This window comes from Clostridium sp. TF06-15AC (assembly GCF_003481165.1).
GTDB lineage: Bacteria > Bacillota > Clostridia > Lachnospirales > Lachnospiraceae > Otoolea > Otoolea fessa.
This window is the reverse complement of record NZ_QUKS01000001.1, coordinates 74,679-92,806: the sequence shown is the minus strand read 5'-3', so window position 1 is coordinate 92,806 and position 18,128 is coordinate 74,679. Positions and strand designations below refer to the sequence as shown.

Genomic DNA, 18,128 nt, shown 5'->3' with positions numbered 1-18,128 from the left:
CTGCTTGAGGCAGCCTGATTTTTACATTTAAACTCTATTGTATTTTTATACAGTCATGATCTCAGCTGTTTTTTCTTCTACTGCTTTATCAACCTTTGCGATCATCTTGTCAGTCAGCTTCTGGATCTGATCCTCGCCATCTGCCAGCTCGTCCTCGGTGATCTCGCCGCCTTTTTCCAGCTTCTTTAACAGGTCGTTTGCATCACGGCGGATATTGCGGACTGCAACCTTCGCGCCCTCGCCCTTTTTCTTAACATCCTTTGCCAGATCTTTACGGCGTTCCTCAGTAAGCTCCGGGAAAATCAGGCGGACTGCACTTCCATCGTTGTTCGGGTTGATACCCAGATCGGAAGTCAGGATCGCTTTCTCGATGTCCTTAATGAGCTTCTTCTCCCACGGCTGGATCAGAATCATACGCGGCTCCGGCACAGAGATATTTGCCACCTGCTGTAACGGGGTCGGTGCGCCGTAGTAATCTACTTTGATTTTGTCCAGTACATGCGGGTTCGCACGTCCAGCACGAATGGATGTATACTCATTCAGCAGTGCGTCATAGGACTTATTCATCTTCTCTTCGTAAACTTTTAATCTCTCCTGCATAAAATCCTCCTAGTTATGCGGTAACCACTGTACCGTTAATTTTTCCGCGCATTGCATTTACAATTCCGTCTTTTTCATTCAGGCTGAATACTGCCATCGGAACGTGATTTTCCATACACATGATGGAAGCTGTGAGGTCTACGACCGCCAGCTGCTTGTCGATCACCTCCTGAATCGTGATCGTATCATACTTCTTTGCATCCGGGTTGATCTTCGGATCGCTGTCATAGACGCCGTCGATCGCCTTAGCCAGAAGAATGCAGTCTGCATCCATCTCAATCGCACGCAGCGCTACACCGGTATCAGTTGAGAAATACGGATGACCTGTACCGCCTGCAAAAAATACAACCATACCCTTTGAGAAATATTTATTGGCTCTGTCCTTTGAAAACAGCTTCGTCATGGAGCCGCACTCAAATGGTGTCAGAATCTGTGTCATCATGCCTTCGCTCCGGAAGATCTCCGACACGTAAATACAGTTCATGACCGTTGCCAGCATTCCGATCTGATCCGCCTTGGTCCGATCGATTGCATTGCTCTGGCGGCCTCTCCAGAAGTTTCCGCCGCCGATCACGATACCTACTTCGATTCCGTCATCGACCGCCGTCTTAACCTGTCTGGCTACTTCCTTGACCGTTGCTTCATCAAACCCGGTTTTCTTGTCGCCTGCCAGCGCTTCTCCGCTCAGCTTCAGTAATACCCGCTTTAATTCCATAATTCGGTTCTCCCTGTCTATATGTACGTTCTGATGTACATTTTATCTGTGATGACCGTAAAAAGCTGCGTCACCTTATCAAAGATATTCTACCACAAAAAATCCGAATGTGCGATAGAATTTTCGTAAATCCTGTGCATCCTTTCATCCTTTTCCCAAAACGCCTTTCTGTATACGGATTCTTCGCCCTGTTTTTCATTTTTTCTCAAATTTTAGTGCCCGTTTTACTTCTTTTTCTATTTCACCTTTTCCCGCCGCTCTCATTCTGCCCCCCGCTTCTCATTATTTATCTGCACTTATCCTCTGCAATCTTTTTCTGTGCATTATTTGACAGCCTTCCTAGGTGCAATCCATGTATGTGCATTGTTTTATTGGATATGCATTTTATAACATTGCAAATTTGAATCATTATATTGTTTGATAAAAATCAATTTCCAGCTACAATAGTTATATCAGTTGTAATTATTTATTATCTCTGAAATAACAATAACGCATGATTCTTTCGGATCGGGGAGGCACTTGAAAAATATGACAGCAATCGATCAAAAACAAATTAACAAGCAGCAGACAAACCGTTATGAAAAATATTACCGTCAGATAGGTCTCAACATCGCTTATTACCGCAAACTCCGTGGCATGAGCCAGATGGCTTTAGCAGAGGCGACCGATTTAAGCCGGACTCATATATCCAACATCGAGGCACCGAACATGAAAACGAGTCTTTCCTTAGAGAGTCTCTTTGATATTGCAGGTGTTCTGCAGGTTGCACCGCGCGCCCTGCTCGATTTCCGTGATGAGAAACCGCAGGATTTTCATGAATAAATCGTGATAGAGTACGTAGATTCATGAATTTCTTTAAAGCATGACATTTTAGGGTTCCAAAGATAAATTGGAACCCTTTTTGTGGTATTCAAAAGTAAAAAATCAAAATTATGGTGAGCATTTTCCACCTATTTATTCGTCTTCCGGTTAATAAACTCCGTCCTCGTCTTCGAGTAGATAAATTTCTGACTCGCATACAGGCTGTAATAACCAGAGAAACTAAAGCTGACTGCAATCACCAGCACGAAAAACGGCATCGCCTCATAGCCAAAAAGCTCAAAGCCCAGCAGAAGCGTTGAGATCGGGCAGTTTGTGACACCCACGAAGAGTCCCAGCATACCGCAGGCGGTCATAAGACCGACCGGCTGTCCAAAGAGAAATGCAAAGAAACTGCCAAACGCCGCGCCGATCGTCAGGGTCGGCACAATCTCGCCTCCCTTGAAGCCTGCCTCCAGCGTAACCGTCGTAAAGAGAATTTTCATCAGGAAATCCCATGGAAGTCCCTCGCCCTCGAAACATTTTTCAATCAGGGAGACGCCGCTCCCGTTGTAGCGGGTCGAACCGGTCAGAAGCGTCAAAACAATCACAATCGCCGCGCCGGATAGAATCCGCCAGACCGGCGATGGAAGGTATTTTTTGTAGAGATGTTCCGTTGTGTGGAGCGTGATGCAGAAAAGCTCCGACACCAGCGCGCAGCCAGCCGCCAGACCGACAGCCACGATCGCTGTTTCAATACTCCACGCCGGAACCGCACCAATCGCAAACCGCTCCGGCATCAGTCCCCAGAACCTCGCCAGCGCCGCCGCCGTAAAGGCAGAAAAGACACACGGAACCAGCGCTGCATAGTACATAACGCCGATGCTGATAACCTCCATTGAAAAGATCGCCGCCGCCATCGGTGTGCCAAACAAGGCGGCAAATACACCGCTCATGCCGCACATGACCGCAATCTTCTTATCTTTCTCATCAAATTTCAGCCATTTTCCGATCTGGGTTCCGATGCTTCCTCCCATCTGCAGCGCCGCGCCCTCCCGTCCGGCAGAACCGCCGCCCAAGTGCGTCAGAAGCGTTCCTGCAAAGACTGCCGGGGCAGTCGCAAAACTGATCTCTGTGTTCGAATAGATCGATTCGATCACCATATTTGTGCCCCGGTTATTATCCTCTCCCAGCACATGGTAAACACCCAGAACCAGAAGACCGGTAAGCGGCAGCAGAAAGACCATCCACGGGTGGCTCTGAAAAAATGCCGACACCCATAGGACGCATTTTCCAAATGCCGTGCCGATGCAGCCGCTCACAATTCCAATCACAATCGCGCCTTCCGCCCATTTTATAAAATAGGAAATATTTTTTAACACCGGCTCATATTTCTCCCGCTTCATTTCAACTCTCCCCTGTCTGCTCTATCTACACTGCTTTTCATTTCCATCTTAGACATCATAGATATTTTTGGATTTTACCAGCTTTGGACGGTAGCCTGCTTCCTTGAGCGCTTCCACTATCTTATTCTTGTGATCCGTACCAAACGCCTCAACGGTGATCCGCAGCTCCACTGCTGCGTTGCGGTTGATGCTGACAAACTGATTATGCTCCAATTTGATGACATTGCCCTGCTCTTCTGCCATCAGGGTTGCGACTTTTGCAAGTTCGCCTGGCTTATCCGGCAGCAGTACCGATACGGTAAATACGCGGTCTCTCTGGATCAGACCATGCTGTACGATGGATGCCATTGTGATCACGTCCATGTTGCCGCCGCTCAGGATGGATACGACTTTTTTCTTCTTCACATTCAGGTGTTTCAGAGCCGCCACAGTCAGAAGACCGGAGTTCTCAACGATCATCTTGTGGTTTTCTACCATATCAAGGAATGCCACAATCAGCTCGGAATCCTCGATGGTGATGATATCATCCACATTGATCTGGATGTACGGGAACAGCAGATCGCCCGGGCGTTTAACGGCAGTACCATCCGCGATTGTGTTGACGCTTGGAAGAGTCACTACCTTTCCTGCTTTCAGGGATTCCTGCATACAGTTTGCACCTGCCGGTTCTACACCGATCACTTTGATCTTCGGATTCAGCAGTTTTGCCAGCGTTGCAACACCGGTACAGAGTCCGCCGCCGCCAATCGGAACCAGAATATAATCAACGGTCGGAAGCTCTTTGATGATCTCCATCGCGATGGTTCCCTGACCGGTGGCTACGTCCAGATCGTTGAACGGATGGATAAAGGTATATCCGTGCTCCGCTGCCAGCTCATTTGCATATGCCAGCGCCTCATCAAATACATCGCCGTGAAGAACCACCTCTGCACCATAGCTTCTGGTACGGTTTACCTTCATGAGCGGCGTGGTCGTCGGCATAACAACCGTTGCCTTGCAGCCAGCCAGTTTTGCCGCGTATGCAACGCCCTGTGCATGGTTTCCAGCCGATGCGGTGATCAGGCCGCGCTGTTTCTCCTCATCGCTCAGGGTGCTGATCTTATAAAATGCACCTCTTACCTTGTAAGCACCTGTATACTGCATATTTTCCGGTTTTAAATATACTTTATTGCCGGTCAAATTCGAAAAATATTCACTGTAAACCAGTTTTGTCTCGGAAATAACCTTGCTGACAACCTCAGTTGCTTCTTCGAATTTCTCCAGCGTCAGTCCCTGCGGCTCAGCCTGTACCGCCTCTGCTGTCTCTTCCTTTATTGTCTCACTCATTGTCTTTCCTCCATTTATCCGTATTTCTCAGAATGCGCCCTGCTTTTGCCGGTTCTCTGACCAGACAGTCTGCCGGGTGTGTCCTGTTTATCTGAATCTACGGCTTAAGCAGATTTGTTCTCCGCCAAACCAGTTTCAGCCGTGGCATGCTCAGCTATTTTTAGCTTTATTCATTCTCTGTCAATGCTTCATTTCTCTTAAACAGTGCATTGACGAAATCATTCGCATCGAATTTCTGTAAATCGTCGATTTTTTCGCCGATTCCGACGTATTTAACCGGAATACCAAGCTCGGACTGAATCGCAACCGCGATACCGCCCTTTGCCGTGCCATCCAGCTTCGTCAGGATGATGCCGGTGATATCCGCCACCTCCATAAACTGTTTTGCCTGTGCAAGCGCGTTCTGACCGGTCGTTCCGTCAAGGACAACCAATGTCTCACGGTAGGCGTCCGGATATTCTTTGTCGATGATCCGGTTGATCTTTTTTAACTCTTCCATCAGGTTTTTCTTGTTGTGCAGACGACCTGCCGTGTCGCAGATCAGCACATCGGCATTTCTTGATTTTGCCGCCGCGATCGCATCGTAGATAACAGCTGCCGGATCAGAACCTTCCTGCTGGGCGATCAGCTCAACGCCCGCGCGTCCTGCCCACTCCGTCAGCTGCTCAATCGCTGCCGCACGGAATGTATCCGCCGCCGCCAGAATGACCTTCTTGCCCTGATCCTTTAACTGACCCGCCAGCTTGCCGACCGAGGTCGTCTTCCCGACGCCGTTGACGCCGATCACCAGAACAACCGACTTGCGGTTTTCAAATTCGTAGGCATTTTCGCCCAGATCCATCTGTTCCTTGATGCTGGCAATCAGAAGATCCTTGCACTCTGCCGGATCCTTGATGTGGTTTTCTTTTACCTTTTTCCGGAGATCCTCGACGATCGCCATCGTCGTCTGGATACCTAGATCGCCCATGATAAGCGTCTCTTCGATCTCCTCATAGAAATCATCATCGATCGCGGAAAAACCGCTGAATACGGAATCAATTCCGCCTACAATGGAATCTCTCGTTTTCGTCAGCCCTTCTACCAGACGGCTGAAAAAACCCTTTTTCTTATCTCCCATGGCTGCGCCTCCTTTTCTATTTCTGAACTCTTTTTTGCAATTATAATTCTGCTTTTTCCTCTTCCCGCTCCATCTGCGCCTCGATCAGGCTGACCGATACCAGCGTGGACACACCTTTTTCCTGCATCGTGATACCGTACAGGCGGTCTGCCGACACCATCGTGCCTCTTCGGTGGGTGATGACGATAAACTGCGTGTAGCGCGTCAGCTTATGCAGGTACCCGGCAAACCGGTCTACGTTGGAATCGTCGAGTGCCGCTTCAATCTCATCAAGCAGGCAGAATGGCGACGGTTTTAAGTTCTGAATTGCAAAAAGCAGTGCGATCGCCGTCAATGCTTTCTCCCCACCGGAGAGCTGCATCATATTCTGCAGTTTTTTGCCCGGCGGCTGTGAAATAATCTGGATGCCTGCCTCCAGAATATCTTCTTCCTGCGACAGCTCCAGCGTACCCGTTCCGCCTCCAAATAATTCCTTAAATACTTTATCAAACTCGCGGCGGATCTCACCAAATTTTTCCCGGAACTGACGCCGCATTCCTTCATCGAGCTCCTCGATAATTTTTTCCAGCGCCGCCTGGGCCGCTACCAGATCTTCATGCTGGTTTTTCATAAATTCGTATCGGCCGGATATCTCCTTGTAGTCCTCGATCGCGTTGACATTGACATTCCCAAGGGCGCGGATCTCCATCTTTTTCTCATTGATCGACCGCTTCATTTCTGGAATCGAGGTCAGCTCTTCCTTCCGCAGCTCTTCCGCGCGCGAATACGTAAGCTCATACTCACTCCACATATAATCGACCTGCGACTCCAGGCGCTCATTCAGGCGTTCTCTCTGATTCTGGAGACGAAAGTTCTCTCGGTCTAAAAGCTGGAGACGTTCGTTCAGCTCTTCCTTTTTATCAAAGAAAGTTTTCTGCCGCCCCGCCTTTTCTTCCTTCTCACGCTGCTTGTTCTGGATTACCAGTTCCATCTGCGTCCGCTTGTCCCCGGACGCCTGTATCTCGGCTTCCAGCGCTGCAATCTCGCGCTCTCTGGCAGCGATCGTCTCGCTGCTGTCCGCGTGACCGCCGGAAAGTTTCTCTTTCTCTGCCCGGAGACGTTCCTGCTCCTGCAATACACGGCGCAGATTTTCCTCGATAAACGCGCCCTTCTGCTCCGCCTGGGAATGCCCAAGCTGTATCTCTGAAAGGGCTGCCGCCGCTTCCCCACGCTGCTTTTTCGCCGTCTCAAGACCCGTCTGCTGCTCTTCCACGTACTGGTTCTTCTCATTGCTTAACGTTTCAAGCTTCGTCTCTTCGGTCTGCAGCTCCCGCAGCGCCCCGCGCAGATCGCCTACCTGCAGTTCGAGTTCCTGATTTTCTGAAGACAGATCCTGCGAAGAATCTGCAATCTCCTGCCGTCTCGCCTCTAACTGGCAGATCGTCAGTTCCAACGTATTCTGCTGGATCTGCATCTGCTGGCGCCTCTCCTGGACGGATGCCAGTGTTCTCTTCGCTTCCGTCAGCCTGCGCCCTGTCTCTGCCAGCTCCTTCTGTACCGCTTCCACCTGTTCCAATGCCTTTTTGCAGGCAGCTTCCAGTTCTTCGATCTCACGGCGGCGTCCCAGCAGATTGCTGCTGTTCTTGAATGCACCACCAGTCATCGAACCGCCAGGGCTTAAAAGCTCGCCGTCCAGCGTCACGATCCGGAGAGAATACCGGTATTTCTTTGCCAGCGCAATCGCATGATCGATCTGATCCACCACGACCACGCGTCCCAGCAAATAGGACACCAGCCCGCTGTATTTCTCATCCGCAGAGACCAGTTCGCTTGCCAGTCCAAGAACACCCATTTCTTTCAGCGCCCCCGGCTGTCCAAAACTCTGGCGGCGTTCCATGCTGGTCAGCGGCAGAAACGTCGCACGGCCATACCGGTTCTTTTTCAGATGTTCAATCAGGCGTTTCGCCGTCTCCTCGGAATCCGTCACAATGTTCTGGATGCTGCCGCCAAGCGCCGTCTCGATCGCCGTCTCATATTTCTTCGTCGTGCTGATCAAATCCGCCACAACGCCATGAATGCCCGGAACACGGTCCCTGACTTCCATCACGCGGCGGATACTGCCGCCGTAGCCCTCGTAGCGCTCCGCCAGATTCCGCATCGATTCCAGCCTCGTCCGGTTCGTGTGGTAATCCTGCTGAAGGCTCGAAAGTTTCTGGTTCAGGCGGCGTTCCTGTTCTTCCTCCGTGCGCGTCTGCTCCTGCAGCTCTTTTTCCTGCGCCGAAAACGCTTCCAGAGATTCCCGCACCTTCCCTAATTTGGCTTCTTCTTCTTTTTTCTGCTCTTCCTGAACCGACTCATCGCTCTTGAATTTCAAAAGCTTCTGCGTCACTTCCGCCCGGCGCACATCCGCCTGCTCCAGCATCGTCTCATAGCGCTGACGGCGGGCGGCAAGTTCCGCTTTCTGGTTCAGAGCGTCCATGATCTCGGCTTTTGCCGTCTCGATCAAGGTTTCCGTCCGGCTGACCGCCTCGTCCATCGAACGGACTGCTGCCTCCGCTTCCTGCTGTTTTGCCTCGATCGTCTGCACCGATGCATTTAGTGCCTGTTTTTCAGACTCATATTCCGCCTGTTCTTCCTCTTTCTGATGCATTTCGCCGTCGATCGATGCCATCCGGCTGCGGATATGTTCTTCGTTCATCTGCTCCGTCCGGATCTGCTCTCTGAGAACCCCGATCCGTCCGGTCTTCTCCTGGCGTTCCAGGTCTTCCCGGCTGCACGCCTCGCGATCCGCGGCAATCGCCGCATCCAGCGCATCCAGCTCGGTTCCGAGCAATTCGTACTCCGATTTCAGTGTCTCCGATTCCGCCCGCACACTCTCCTGATCGCCGGTCAGAATTATCTCCTTCTGCTCCACTTCCCGGATCTGGCGCTTCAATTCCTCCGATTCTGCCAAAAACAGGTTGGCGTCCAGGCAGCGCAGCTCTTCCCGCAGACGCAGATACTCCTTCGCCTCCTCCGACTGCCGTTCCAACGGTCCTACCTGTTTTTCCAGCTCGGACAAAATATCCGTCACGCGAATCAGGTTCTGTTTTTCATCTTCCAGCTTCTTCTGTGCGATCGCCTTGCGCCGCTTGAATTTCACGATTCCAGCCGCCTCATCAAACAGCTCGCGCCGTTCCTCCGGCCGCCCGCTTAAAATCTGATCAATCTGTCCCTGTCCGATGATGGAATATCCCTCTTTACCGATACCCGTATCGTAAAAGAGCTCGTTGATATCTTTTAGACGGCAGCTCGTTCCATTAATCTTATATTCACTCTCACCAGAACGGTAAAGACGTCTTGAAACCGTGACTTCATCGTACTCAATCGGAAGTTTGTGATCGGCATTATCCAGTGTGATCGCCACGTAGGCAAATCCCTGCGGTTTTCGAAGCTCCGTACCAGCAAAAATAACGTCCTGCATCGTGCCGCCGCGCAGCTGCCTGCTTCTCTGCTCACCGAGCACCCAGCGCACTGCATCGGCGACATTGCTCTTGCCGCTGCCGTTTGGCCCGACGATGCCCGTGATTCCGTTGTGGAACTCAAACAGAATTTTATTGGCAAATGACTTAAAACCCTGTATTTCAATACTCTTTAAATACATACCTACTCCTGCGGTTTTCTGATAGTGAGGATCCCACGATACGCCGCACGCTGTTCCGCTGATTTTTTCGTCCGTCCGATGCCGCGCCCGATCTCCTGACCGTCCAGCATCGCGGACACTTCGAAGCTCTTGTTGTGATCCGGTCCTTCTTCTTTCAGAAGAACGTATGTAAGTGTCTCGTCCGTATGTCCCTGCACAATCTCCTGCAAGATAGTCTTGCTATCATAAAAGAGCTTTTTGTGTTCCATATCGTTCAGAATAAATCGATGAATAAACTCTTTTGCATTAGCAAAACCACCGTCCAGATAAATCGCACCGATCAGTGCCTCCATCGCATCCGACACCACCGAATCGCGCCCCCGTCCACCGGTCGCATCCTCGCCTTTTCCAAGCAGCAAAAATCCACCCAGATCGATCTCCTGTGCGCAGAATGCAAGCGTCGGCTCGCAGACCAGACTCGCACGTGTCTTTGTCATATCGCCCTCCGGCATCTCCGGAAACGTGCGGAACAGAAAATCACTCGATACCACTTCCAGCACCGCGTCGCCTAAAAATTCAAGACGCTCGTTGCATCCCAGTTTTCCAAGATGGTGCTCATTGGCATACGAACTGTGTATCATCGCGTGTTCCAGAAGCTTCTTGTCCTGAAACGAATAGCCAATCCGTTTTTCCAATTTATTTAATGTATACTCCATATATTTCTCTCTTTCCAGCCTGTCCTGCTGCTGACTGATTCCGGCAATCATTGCTATTTGTGTCTGTGAGCCAGAATCAAACATCCGTTCTTTTTGGAAAGGAGCTGTCGCGATCCTGCCCTTCGGCAGCCCGCCCAGCCCCTTTGCCTGACAGACTTCTCTATAACTTTTTAACAAACATTGAATTAGTTCAGTGCGTTCTTGATCTGCTCTACTGCGTCGCCCACAGATACAATCTTTTCTGCCTCCTCAGTCGGAATTTCGATATCAAACGCCTCCTCGATTCCCATGATAATCTGAAAAATATCCAGCGAATCTGCGCCCAGATCATCCACAAACGTCGTATTTAACGTAATTTCATCTGCTTCAACATTCAGTACCTCCGCGATAATGTTCTGTAATTTTTCAAATTCCATAATTTTCTTCCTTTCTATGAACTTATTTTAAAATATTTAGAATTCTAGATTGATTAAAAACATATCGTTTTTCCGCTACATTTTATAATTTCACGAAAGTTTCACAGACTTTCCTTGATCTTTTCATTAATCGCCTGCTCTTTAAAGGTCACACACTGAAGAATCGAATTGCACACCTCGATGCGCTTGGAATTTCCGTGCGTCTTGACAACCAGCCCCTTCAAGCCCAGAAGCGGTGCGCCGCCGTACTGGCTCGCATCGAATGCTTTGAGCGTCGTCTTCAACGCCGGTTTTACAAGCAATGCGCCGATCTTTGAGCGCAGGCTCGTCATCATGCCCTGTTTTACCATGGAAATCAGGGTTGCACCAACACCTTCATAGAGTTTCAGGATGACATTTCCGACAAATGCCTCAGAAACGATGACATCCGCGCCGCCGTGCGGAATCTCGCGTGCCTCGATGCTGCCGATGAAATTGATGTCCTTACATTCTTTTAAGAGCGGGAATGTCTCTTTCACCAGCGCATTGCCCTTCTCTTCCTCCGCACCGATGTTGACGATCGCCACACGCGGATTCTTGATGCCAACCACGTGTTCCATGTAGATGGAGCCCATCTTTGCAAACTGTACCAGATGGGACGGTCTTGCATCGACATTGGCGCCGCAGTCGATCAGCAGGGATACGCCCTTTTCTGTCGGAATCAATGGAGCCAGTGGCGGACGTTCAACGCCCTTGATTCTGCCGACGATCACCTGTCCGCCGACCAGAATCGCGCCGGAGCTGCCCGCGGAACAGAATGCATCCGCCTCACCCCTGCGGACCATATTCATGCCGACCACGATAGACGAATCTTTCTTCGTGCGGATCGCATTGACCGGCGGTTCCTCCGTCTCGATGACCTCAGTCGCATTGACAACCTCGATCTGTTCTTTCTTATATGTATGCTTTTTTAATTCTTCTGATACGACTTCTTCCTTGCCGATCAGGAAAATCTGAATATCTTCCCTCGACTGGGCTGCCATCACGGCACCTGCCACGATCTCACCCGGTGCGTTGTCGCCCCCCATGGCATCTACTGCTATCTTAACCATTGCGTGTTCTCCTTCTATATTTATAGCGATACACATACCAAACCTGTCTTCCGCCACTGCGGCATATGTGGTCCGAACGAATCGCTCTTTCATCGTCACGCTGCAGCTGTCCCGCTTTTTATTGTCCACAGCCACATTACATCAATCTTTACTATACTAGAGATCAATCTATAAATCAATAAGATTTGAACCAATTTTCCATTGCATGCATCTGATTGGCAGCATCCTTCCTGCCGATATCGTACGTCTCCTGCAATTTTTCAACACTATGTTCGGTTCTGCCGATTGGAAGCGCCACGCTCGGACGGATAACAAAAATTTTTCCCTCTTGTTCGAGGCGATCGATCCATTCCACCGTCTTATTATAGAAATAATAGCGGCTGCGAAGCGCCCTCACGAACGCCGGATATTTGTGATATGCCGCCTCCGGCAGCCAGAGATTGCCCGGTTTCTTGCGGTAGCCCGCCGGACGGGTCAGCACAACGACGCATTTTTTATACCCCATCTTAGCGAACGCATGCAACGGAATGCTGTCCGTGCAGCCGCCGTCCAGAAGCTTCATTCCACCAACCTCGACCATATGGGACACATACGGAAGGGATGCCGTCGCACGGAAATATTCGACATCTTTGAACATATCTTTAATCTCCAGATACTCTGCTTTCCCTGTCTCCACATTGCTGCATGCCACATAAAACCGTGTATTTCCCCGGTCAAATGCCTCGTAATCATACGGATCCAGCCGTTCCGGTATATCATGGAAGCAGAACTGCTCGTCCACCAGATTTCCCGTCCGCAGCCAGTTTTTAAAGCTCATAAAACGCTTGTCATTGCAGTATTTTTTATAATAACGGATGCTCCGCTCCTTCTGCCCCGACACAAACGAAGCCCCATGCACTGCCCCCGCCGAGACGCCGATCACTCCGTCAAATGAAATATCATGATCCAAAAACACATCCAGGACGCCCGCTGTGTAAATACCGCGCATCCCGCCGCCCTCCAGAACGAGACCGGTCTTTTTTTCTTTTTTTAACTCTGTCATATATCATCAAACTCCTATTAAATATCTTATATACTATAAAACAAGATCGAACAGATAGCAAATACGATTTTTCTATCTAATTCCATATTTTTTAGTATAACGTTACTGTTCACGCATACGTGCCCAGTAACGGAATTTGCCGTGGCTTCGCATTTAAATACGGCAAATTCCTGCTGCCACCACGTTTTCTTACGGCACTTTCGCTTCCAAAAGTACCTACCCGGGAACAGTAACCGTATAACACCTCGGCAGGAAAAGGGGGACGTGCGCCGCCTATGCACACGTTCCCCTTTCTCTTTTTCTTCGACATCTCTATTATTTTATTTCTGCATCGCGTCCATCCGCGCCTGCACATACTCCTCCAGCATCTTCGTCGTTCCCTCAATTCCCAGCCGGCTGCTGTTGATCGAAAGGTCATAATTTCTGGAATCTCCCCAGCGTCCGCGGCTGTAACAGTTGTGGTAGGATTTCCGCCGCCAGTCCTTCGTCTTTACCAGACGTTTCGCCTCGTCCTCTGAAAGTCCGTGCAGCTGCTCAATTCTCTTCACCCGTGTTTCCTCATCGCCCAGCACAAAGATCGTGATCAGTCCGTCATATTCCTTTAAAACCGTCTCCGCACACCGTCCAACTACCACAAACGATTCCCCTGAATCGGCCTTGTCTTTCAGGTAACTGAACTGCATCTGCGCCAGATTGTTCTCCAGAGAGCTTGAAAATCCGCTGACATTGCGCGCCAGAAAACGGTTTAGCGGCTTCTCGTCGTATTTTTCCAGCACACGCGGATCCACCCCCTTTTCCTTGGCAATACTGTCCAGCATCCTATGATCATAAATCGGAAGTTCAAAATGCTCTGCCAGCGCTTCCGCTATCTTGTGTCCGCCGCTGCCAAACTGTCTGCTGACCGAGATGATCACTCTGTTTTTCCTCTCCTCCATATAAAAGCCCCCTTAAAAGTATCTCACATATATACAAACCATGGAAATCAGGATTACCAGCACCGTCGCCGGAGCTGCATACCGGCAATATTTCCCCCAGCCGATAAAATGTCCGTTTTTCGCTGCCACTGAGATACCAACTACGTTTGCCGAGGCTCCGATCGGAGTTCCGCAGCCGCCAATATCCGTACCCATCGAAAGCGCCCACGCCAGAACCGAGAGATCCATGCCGCCTGCCTGCGCCAGACTCCGGATAACCGGGATCATCGTCGCCGCAAATGGGATATTGTCCACAAATGCACTCGCAAGCGCCGACAGCCACAGCACAATCGCTACTACCCATTTTACATTATTTCCACTGACTGCGTCAATGATCCCTGCTAAAGAATTTAGGACGCCCGTCTGCTCCATGCCGCCGACCACGACAAAAAGACCAATGAAGAATAGCAGCGTCTTATAGTCAAGCTTCTTAATCATGCTGAGCGCCTCACCGCCGGATGCCAGCAGCGAAAAAGCACCGATAAATACGCCGATCGTCGCAACTGTCAGTCCCGTCTGTGCATGCGTCACCAGCATCACGATCGCCGCCGCAAAGATCACCACGCTGACCGCAAACCGTTTCCGATCCGCGATCGCCTCCTGTGGGGATGGATATGTAACCGCTTCGTCATGCTTTTCACTCGCCTTTAATTCTTTCCTAAAGGAAAAATAGAAAAACAGCACGATAAAAATCAGCGAAACACCCGCCATCATACCTGTATTTAAAATAAAATCTTTAAATGAATATCCGAGCGAGGTTCCGATGATGATATTCGGCGGATCGCCGCACATCGTCGCAGAGCCGCCCAGATTCGAACAGAAGATCTCTGAAATGATCATCGGAATCGGATCAAAATGCAGAAGATGCGCCAGCTCTACCGTGACCGCTGCCAAAAAAAGAATAACGGTAATACTGTCGATAAACATCGCCAGAAACGCCGACATCAGCATAAATGAAATAAAAATCGGGATCGTCTTATAATGTACCGCCTTGGCGATTGTCAGGCACAGCCACCGGAAAAATCCCGCGCGCTCCATGCCCTCCACCATCAGCATCATACCGGCAATAAAAAGAATCGTCGCCCAGTTGATGCCGCTCGAGGACTCTGCCGCCGCCTCGGTCTGAAACCAGAAGTTCGGAACCATGAAGCTGTGCAGGCTCAGTGTCTCCGACGCTGCCGCCTCACTGTGCATACAGACGCCAAACACCAGCACCAGCGTCAGAAGCCCGCATCCGAGCGATACGATATGCCTCTCAATGTGATCCCAGATGATAAGTCCAAACATTACAATAAAAATAATCACAGCCAAAATTTGTGCTGCCATCTTTGTGCCCCTCCTTTGTCAGTCCTTTTTCTGCCATCCTCCATACTGGCTTAGAACCCCTTGCAGTCTCTTCTCAGACCGCCCCTTCCCCTAGATTGTTAAAAAATAGGCAGTCATGAGATACCACCTCTATCTTACTACTTATTTCACAATATGCAAGTATACTTTTTGTTAATTTTTTTATTCCATCAGAAATAACTGCCAGCTTGTCCTTTGGCACTCTTTTCATGTATGTGTTTTCATTCTACCATCGTTCTGTTTGCAAATATTCTCTTTATTTTTCTCTGTTTTTAAATGTAAAAGAGACAGACCGCATATTCCGTGCAATCTGCCTCTTCTCACATCTATTTTACAATTCTGTCTCCATCTTCCCTGACGGATTTTCATCAAAATTGTTTCTTAAAAATTTTACAGAAGCGCCCCATCTTCCCCGACCTGCTTGCCGTCCGGCGTCGTCGTATTAACTAACATCGCGCCGTTTACATCCAGATAATACCATTTTCCATTCCAGAACACCCAGGTATTCGTCTTGCAATATGCATTTTCATCGAAGAAATACCACGCACCGCCAATCTGCTGCCAGTTATTGGTCACATAGCTTCCATCGGAATTGCGGTACTTATATCCAAGCGCATCCTGTTCCCACGCACCGGCTGCCGGACCGCTGCCCGCTTCCTTGAAGGCAAGCGTCTTCTGAATCTCCTGCGCCTGCTCCGCCGTGATTGTGAAGGAATCCGATGTCTGCCATTCGCCGTGCCGTGAATCGCTGTAAACCGCGCGCACATCAAACGTGTAGGTTCCCGCCTGCGTGAGATAACGTCCAAGATTGTATTTCGTTTCTTTTCCCGGTTTTACCGTACTTAAAAATTTCTCATCCCGGTAAACGCGCAGCTCATAGTATTTCGCATCCTCACTGCCGTTCCACTCTGCAACGCCATCCATCTGATCCCACTCTGCCTCATCAACATCCAGGCTGTAATCACTGGAGGTTCCTTTTAAAGCTTTCAGGGTGATCACGACCCGGAGTTCCTCATCGCCCTTGCGCTTGATGGAAGTAACCGTCGCACTGTCACCGCTCAGGGTCACATTCTTTTTCGCATAACCGGATTTAAAATAATAATCATCGTCCGCCTCCAGAGTAACCTCCAGCTTTGGCTTATCCTTGTCCACCCATTTACCGGACGGCTCGTTGATCACATCAACATTGGAAATATCGCAGTCACCGAAATCGAGCGAAACATCCACATCTGAACTCTCATCACCGACATGGATCGAGGACGAAACATTTAAGCCGATCGAGCCAACCGGGCTGCGGTCCTCCGTATCCTTCGACGCAAATGCCTGAAATGGGATCGCCGCCAGAAGCGCGGCGGCTGTGACGGTCAAAAGTAAATATTTTCCCCTTTTCATATGTAAAACCTCCTAACGTGATATTTATAAAATATTATCCCTCTTTTTTCTTTCTTCTCTATATTAACAAAAAATAGCGGCATTGTACACCTTTTTGCATACAACACCGCCATCTACATAGTATCAGTATCTCACGTTACTGTTCACACATACGTGAACAGCAACTATCTCACAGCACATTTTATTTCAAACACATCCAAATATACCGCCCACAAACAGCACCTCTGCCCGAACAGCCATTTTACTTCTCTAACTTTCTCTCCGGGAACGGATCATCCACCGCTCTTACCGTATGGAAATCGCCGCGCTCTGCCCGCGCCATCTGAAGGAGAACCGAACCGATACCTGCCGCACCGTCGAGAAAACCAATCGGCGTGCTCAGGCGTTCCGGTGCTACGCGATCAAGCGCAAATTTCCAGCTTGCCTGTCCGCCGTCCGCACCATCTTCGAAGACCGCCGTATCCATCAGCACCTTTGCACAGCGTCTCGCATACTCCAGATCATGCTCTTCGCCAAATGCCGCCCAGAGTCCCAGGTACATATTTAAGAGACCTGCGGTTCCGCAGCAGATATTTTCCGTATCCCAGTATCCAGCCGAACGTTTCTCCGGTGCACCGGTCGCCTCAAGTCCTTTGACAAGCTCCTCGATCTCATGGCGGTATTTCGCATCGCCGCTGAATTTGTACAGCTCATAGTAGAAACGGTTGGTTCCTGCCGGTCCGTGGCAGTAGCCCAGATAAAAGAGATCCGGACGATCCGGGAGCGCATGCGGAAGCAATTTTCCAGCACGCATCTTGACTGCCACCGTGTCCATATACTCCGGCACGCCCTTGACCGCATCCAGAAATTCCTTCTTTCCGCTGACTTCGTAAAGCTTCAGCATCAGGAATCCGATTCCGCCGGTTCCCATCGGGAAATTCGGGTCGATATAATCTTTTCCAGCGCCAAAGTAGGTCGGATCGACGCCCGTGTAGCAGATCATTCCATTTCCCATATCGCGTCCTCTTGTCAGAAAATAGCGTCCTGCTTTGACCGCAAACTCCTTCCAGTCCTCGCGTCCCAATTTCTCAGCCGCATTTAAGATAACGAGAATGGTTCCCGCGGTTCCGACGATGCCCGGATATGTGGACCAGTAATAGCCCTCGCCTTCTTTGACCGGGATTGCATCCCGAACCGCCTGGTCGAGAATCTCCTCTACCAGCGCGCGGTAATGTTCGTCCTTCGTTACAAGATACATCTGAAGCAAGGCAAACGAGGCGCCGCCCCATCCGGTTGAAAATGCATACGGGGAGAAATTGCGTTTCAGTTCGCGTCTCTTTCTCCAGCGGTATTCCAGATAACAGCCCGCTTCTTTCGCCTCATCCAGATATGCCGCATCCTGCGTATCTTCATACAGAGACAGAAGAAAACAGATAATGCCCGAAGCACCTGCGTACATGCATATTTCGTCATAATAACTCGGCTTTCCCGCCGCCGCATCTGCAAGCGTCCAGTAGATACCTTCCTCATCCGTTCTCTTTCTTGTGTTGATAAAATTCATGGCTGCCTTCGCAGCATCTAAATATTTTTCTGCTGTTCCCACGTATTTGA

General features: G+C 49.9%; 15 protein-coding genes. 1 reads left to right on the top strand and 14 read right to left on the bottom strand.

The window, feature by feature from the left end:
- Positions 1-45 precede the first annotated feature (45 nt).
- Both frr and pyrH read right to left on the bottom strand, forming a co-directional pair.
- Entirely contained in the window at positions 46-600 is a 555-nt protein-coding gene (frr, locus tag DXC57_RS00455; protein ID WP_022360460.1) for a ribosome recycling factor, read from the bottom strand.
- Between the two features lie 13 nt (positions 601-613).
- The gene (gene pyrH / locus DXC57_RS00450) at positions 614-1,315 is read right to left on the bottom strand and encodes a UMP kinase (protein WP_106999774.1); all 702 of its coding nucleotides are present in this window, start codon (positions 1,313-1,315) and stop codon (positions 614-616) included.
- Positions 1,316-1,843: 528 nt separating this feature from the next.
- Here pyrH and DXC57_RS00445 point away from each other — a divergent pair.
- On the top strand, positions 1,844-2,137 hold the full coding sequence (locus DXC57_RS00445; RefSeq protein ID WP_022360458.1) for a helix-turn-helix transcriptional regulator: 294 nt from the start codon (positions 1,844-1,846) through the stop codon (positions 2,135-2,137).
- A gap of 128 nt (positions 2,138-2,265) precedes the next feature.
- Here the strand turns inward: DXC57_RS00445 and DXC57_RS00440 are convergent, their stop codons facing one another.
- The 12 genes from DXC57_RS00440 to DXC57_RS00385 all read right to left on the bottom strand — a co-directional run bounded on the left by DXC57_RS00440 (position 2,266) and on the right by DXC57_RS00385 (position 18,120).
- Positions 2,266-3,519, bottom strand: coding sequence for a chloride channel protein (locus tag DXC57_RS00440; protein WP_118650685.1), 1,254 nt, complete (start codon positions 3,517-3,519; stop codon positions 2,266-2,268).
- Between the two features lie 48 nt (positions 3,520-3,567).
- On the bottom strand, positions 3,568-4,845 hold the full coding sequence (gene ilvA, locus DXC57_RS00435; protein WP_118650683.1) for a threonine ammonia-lyase: 1,278 nt from the start codon (positions 4,843-4,845) through the stop codon (positions 3,568-3,570).
- 166 nt (positions 4,846-5,011) lie between these two features.
- Positions 5,012-5,962, bottom strand: coding sequence for a signal recognition particle-docking protein FtsY (gene ftsY, locus DXC57_RS00430; RefSeq protein WP_117795274.1), 951 nt, complete (start codon positions 5,960-5,962; stop codon positions 5,012-5,014).
- 40 nt (positions 5,963-6,002) lie between these two features.
- The gene (gene smc / locus DXC57_RS00425; protein ID WP_118650681.1) at positions 6,003-9,584 is read right to left on the bottom strand and encodes a chromosome segregation protein SMC; all 3,582 of its coding nucleotides are present in this window, start codon (positions 9,582-9,584) and stop codon (positions 6,003-6,005) included.
- Between the two features lie 2 nt (positions 9,585-9,586).
- A complete protein-coding gene (gene rnc / locus DXC57_RS00420) occupies positions 9,587-10,279 on the bottom strand; it encodes a ribonuclease III (protein WP_107000387.1) in 693 nt (230 codons plus the stop codon).
- Between the two features lie 185 nt (positions 10,280-10,464).
- A complete protein-coding gene (gene acpP, locus DXC57_RS00415) occupies positions 10,465-10,695 on the bottom strand; it encodes an acyl carrier protein (RefSeq protein ID WP_106999769.1) in 231 nt (76 codons plus the stop codon).
- 101 nt (positions 10,696-10,796) lie between these two features.
- Positions 10,797-11,786, bottom strand: coding sequence for a phosphate acyltransferase PlsX (plsX, locus tag DXC57_RS00410; RefSeq protein WP_106999768.1), 990 nt, complete (start codon positions 11,784-11,786; stop codon positions 10,797-10,799).
- Between the two features lie 175 nt (positions 11,787-11,961).
- Positions 11,962-12,828, bottom strand: a complete 867-nt coding sequence (locus tag DXC57_RS00405) for a patatin family protein (protein WP_118650679.1) — start codon at positions 12,826-12,828, stop codon at positions 11,962-11,964.
- A gap of 320 nt (positions 12,829-13,148) precedes the next feature.
- Positions 13,149-13,763 (bottom strand): cytidylate kinase-like family protein, encoded by a 615-nt coding sequence (locus DXC57_RS00400; RefSeq protein WP_118293659.1) that lies wholly within the window; start codon positions 13,761-13,763, stop codon positions 13,149-13,151.
- Positions 13,764-13,775: 12 nt separating this feature from the next.
- A complete protein-coding gene (locus tag DXC57_RS00395; RefSeq protein ID WP_118650677.1) occupies positions 13,776-15,128 on the bottom strand; it encodes an SLC13 family permease in 1,353 nt (450 codons plus the stop codon).
- Positions 15,129-15,536: 408 nt separating this feature from the next.
- On the bottom strand, positions 15,537-16,538 hold the full coding sequence (locus tag DXC57_RS00390; protein WP_118650675.1) for a hypothetical protein: 1,002 nt from the start codon (positions 16,536-16,538) through the stop codon (positions 15,537-15,539).
- Between the two features lie 241 nt (positions 16,539-16,779).
- Positions 16,780-18,120 carry a lanthionine synthetase LanC family protein gene (locus DXC57_RS00385; RefSeq protein WP_182457169.1) on the bottom strand — a complete coding sequence of 447 codons (1,341 nt, stop codon included), beginning with the start codon at positions 18,118-18,120 and terminating at the stop codon, positions 16,780-16,782.
- Positions 18,121-18,128 lie beyond the last annotated feature (8 nt).

Excerpts from the sequence above, each read along its gene's own strand:
- DXC57_RS00440 (WP_118650685.1), bottom strand. The coding sequence starts at position 3,519 with ATGAAGCGGGAGAAATATGAGCCGGTGTTAAAAAATATTTCCTATTTT.
- smc (WP_118650681.1), bottom strand. The coding sequence starts at position 9,584 with ATGTATTTAAAGAGTATTGAAATACAGGGTTTTAAGTCATTTGCCAAT.
- pyrH (WP_106999774.1), bottom strand. The coding sequence starts at position 1,315 with ATGGAATTAAAGCGGGTATTACTGAAGCTGAGCGGAGAAGCGCTGGCA.
- ilvA (WP_118650683.1), bottom strand. The coding sequence starts at position 4,845 with ATGAGTGAGACAATAAAGGAAGAGACAGCAGAGGCGGTACAGGCTGAG.
- DXC57_RS00400 (WP_118293659.1), bottom strand. The coding sequence starts at position 13,763 with ATGGAGGAGAGGAAAAACAGAGTGATCATCTCGGTCAGCAGACAGTTT.
- DXC57_RS00445 (WP_022360458.1), top strand. The coding sequence starts at position 1,844 with ATGACAGCAATCGATCAAAAACAAATTAACAAGCAGCAGACAAACCGT.
- acpP (WP_106999769.1), bottom strand. The coding sequence starts at position 10,695 with ATGGAATTTGAAAAATTACAGAACATTATCGCGGAGGTACTGAATGTT.
- frr (WP_022360460.1), bottom strand. The coding sequence starts at position 600 with ATGCAGGAGAGATTAAAAGTTTACGAAGAGAAGATGAATAAGTCCTAT.
- plsX (WP_106999768.1), bottom strand. The coding sequence starts at position 11,786 with ATGGTTAAGATAGCAGTAGATGCCATGGGGGGCGACAACGCACCGGGT.
- DXC57_RS00405 (WP_118650679.1), bottom strand. The coding sequence starts at position 12,828 with ATGACAGAGTTAAAAAAAGAAAAAAAGACCGGTCTCGTTCTGGAGGGC.
- rnc (WP_107000387.1), bottom strand. The coding sequence starts at position 10,279 with ATGGAGTATACATTAAATAAATTGGAAAAACGGATTGGCTATTCGTTT.
- DXC57_RS00395 (WP_118650677.1), bottom strand. The coding sequence starts at position 15,128 with ATGGCAGCACAAATTTTGGCTGTGATTATTTTTATTGTAATGTTTGGA.
- DXC57_RS00390 (WP_118650675.1), bottom strand. The coding sequence starts at position 16,538 with ATGAAAAGGGGAAAATATTTACTTTTGACCGTCACAGCCGCCGCGCTT.
- ftsY (WP_117795274.1), bottom strand. The coding sequence starts at position 5,962 with ATGGGAGATAAGAAAAAGGGTTTTTTCAGCCGTCTGGTAGAAGGGCTG.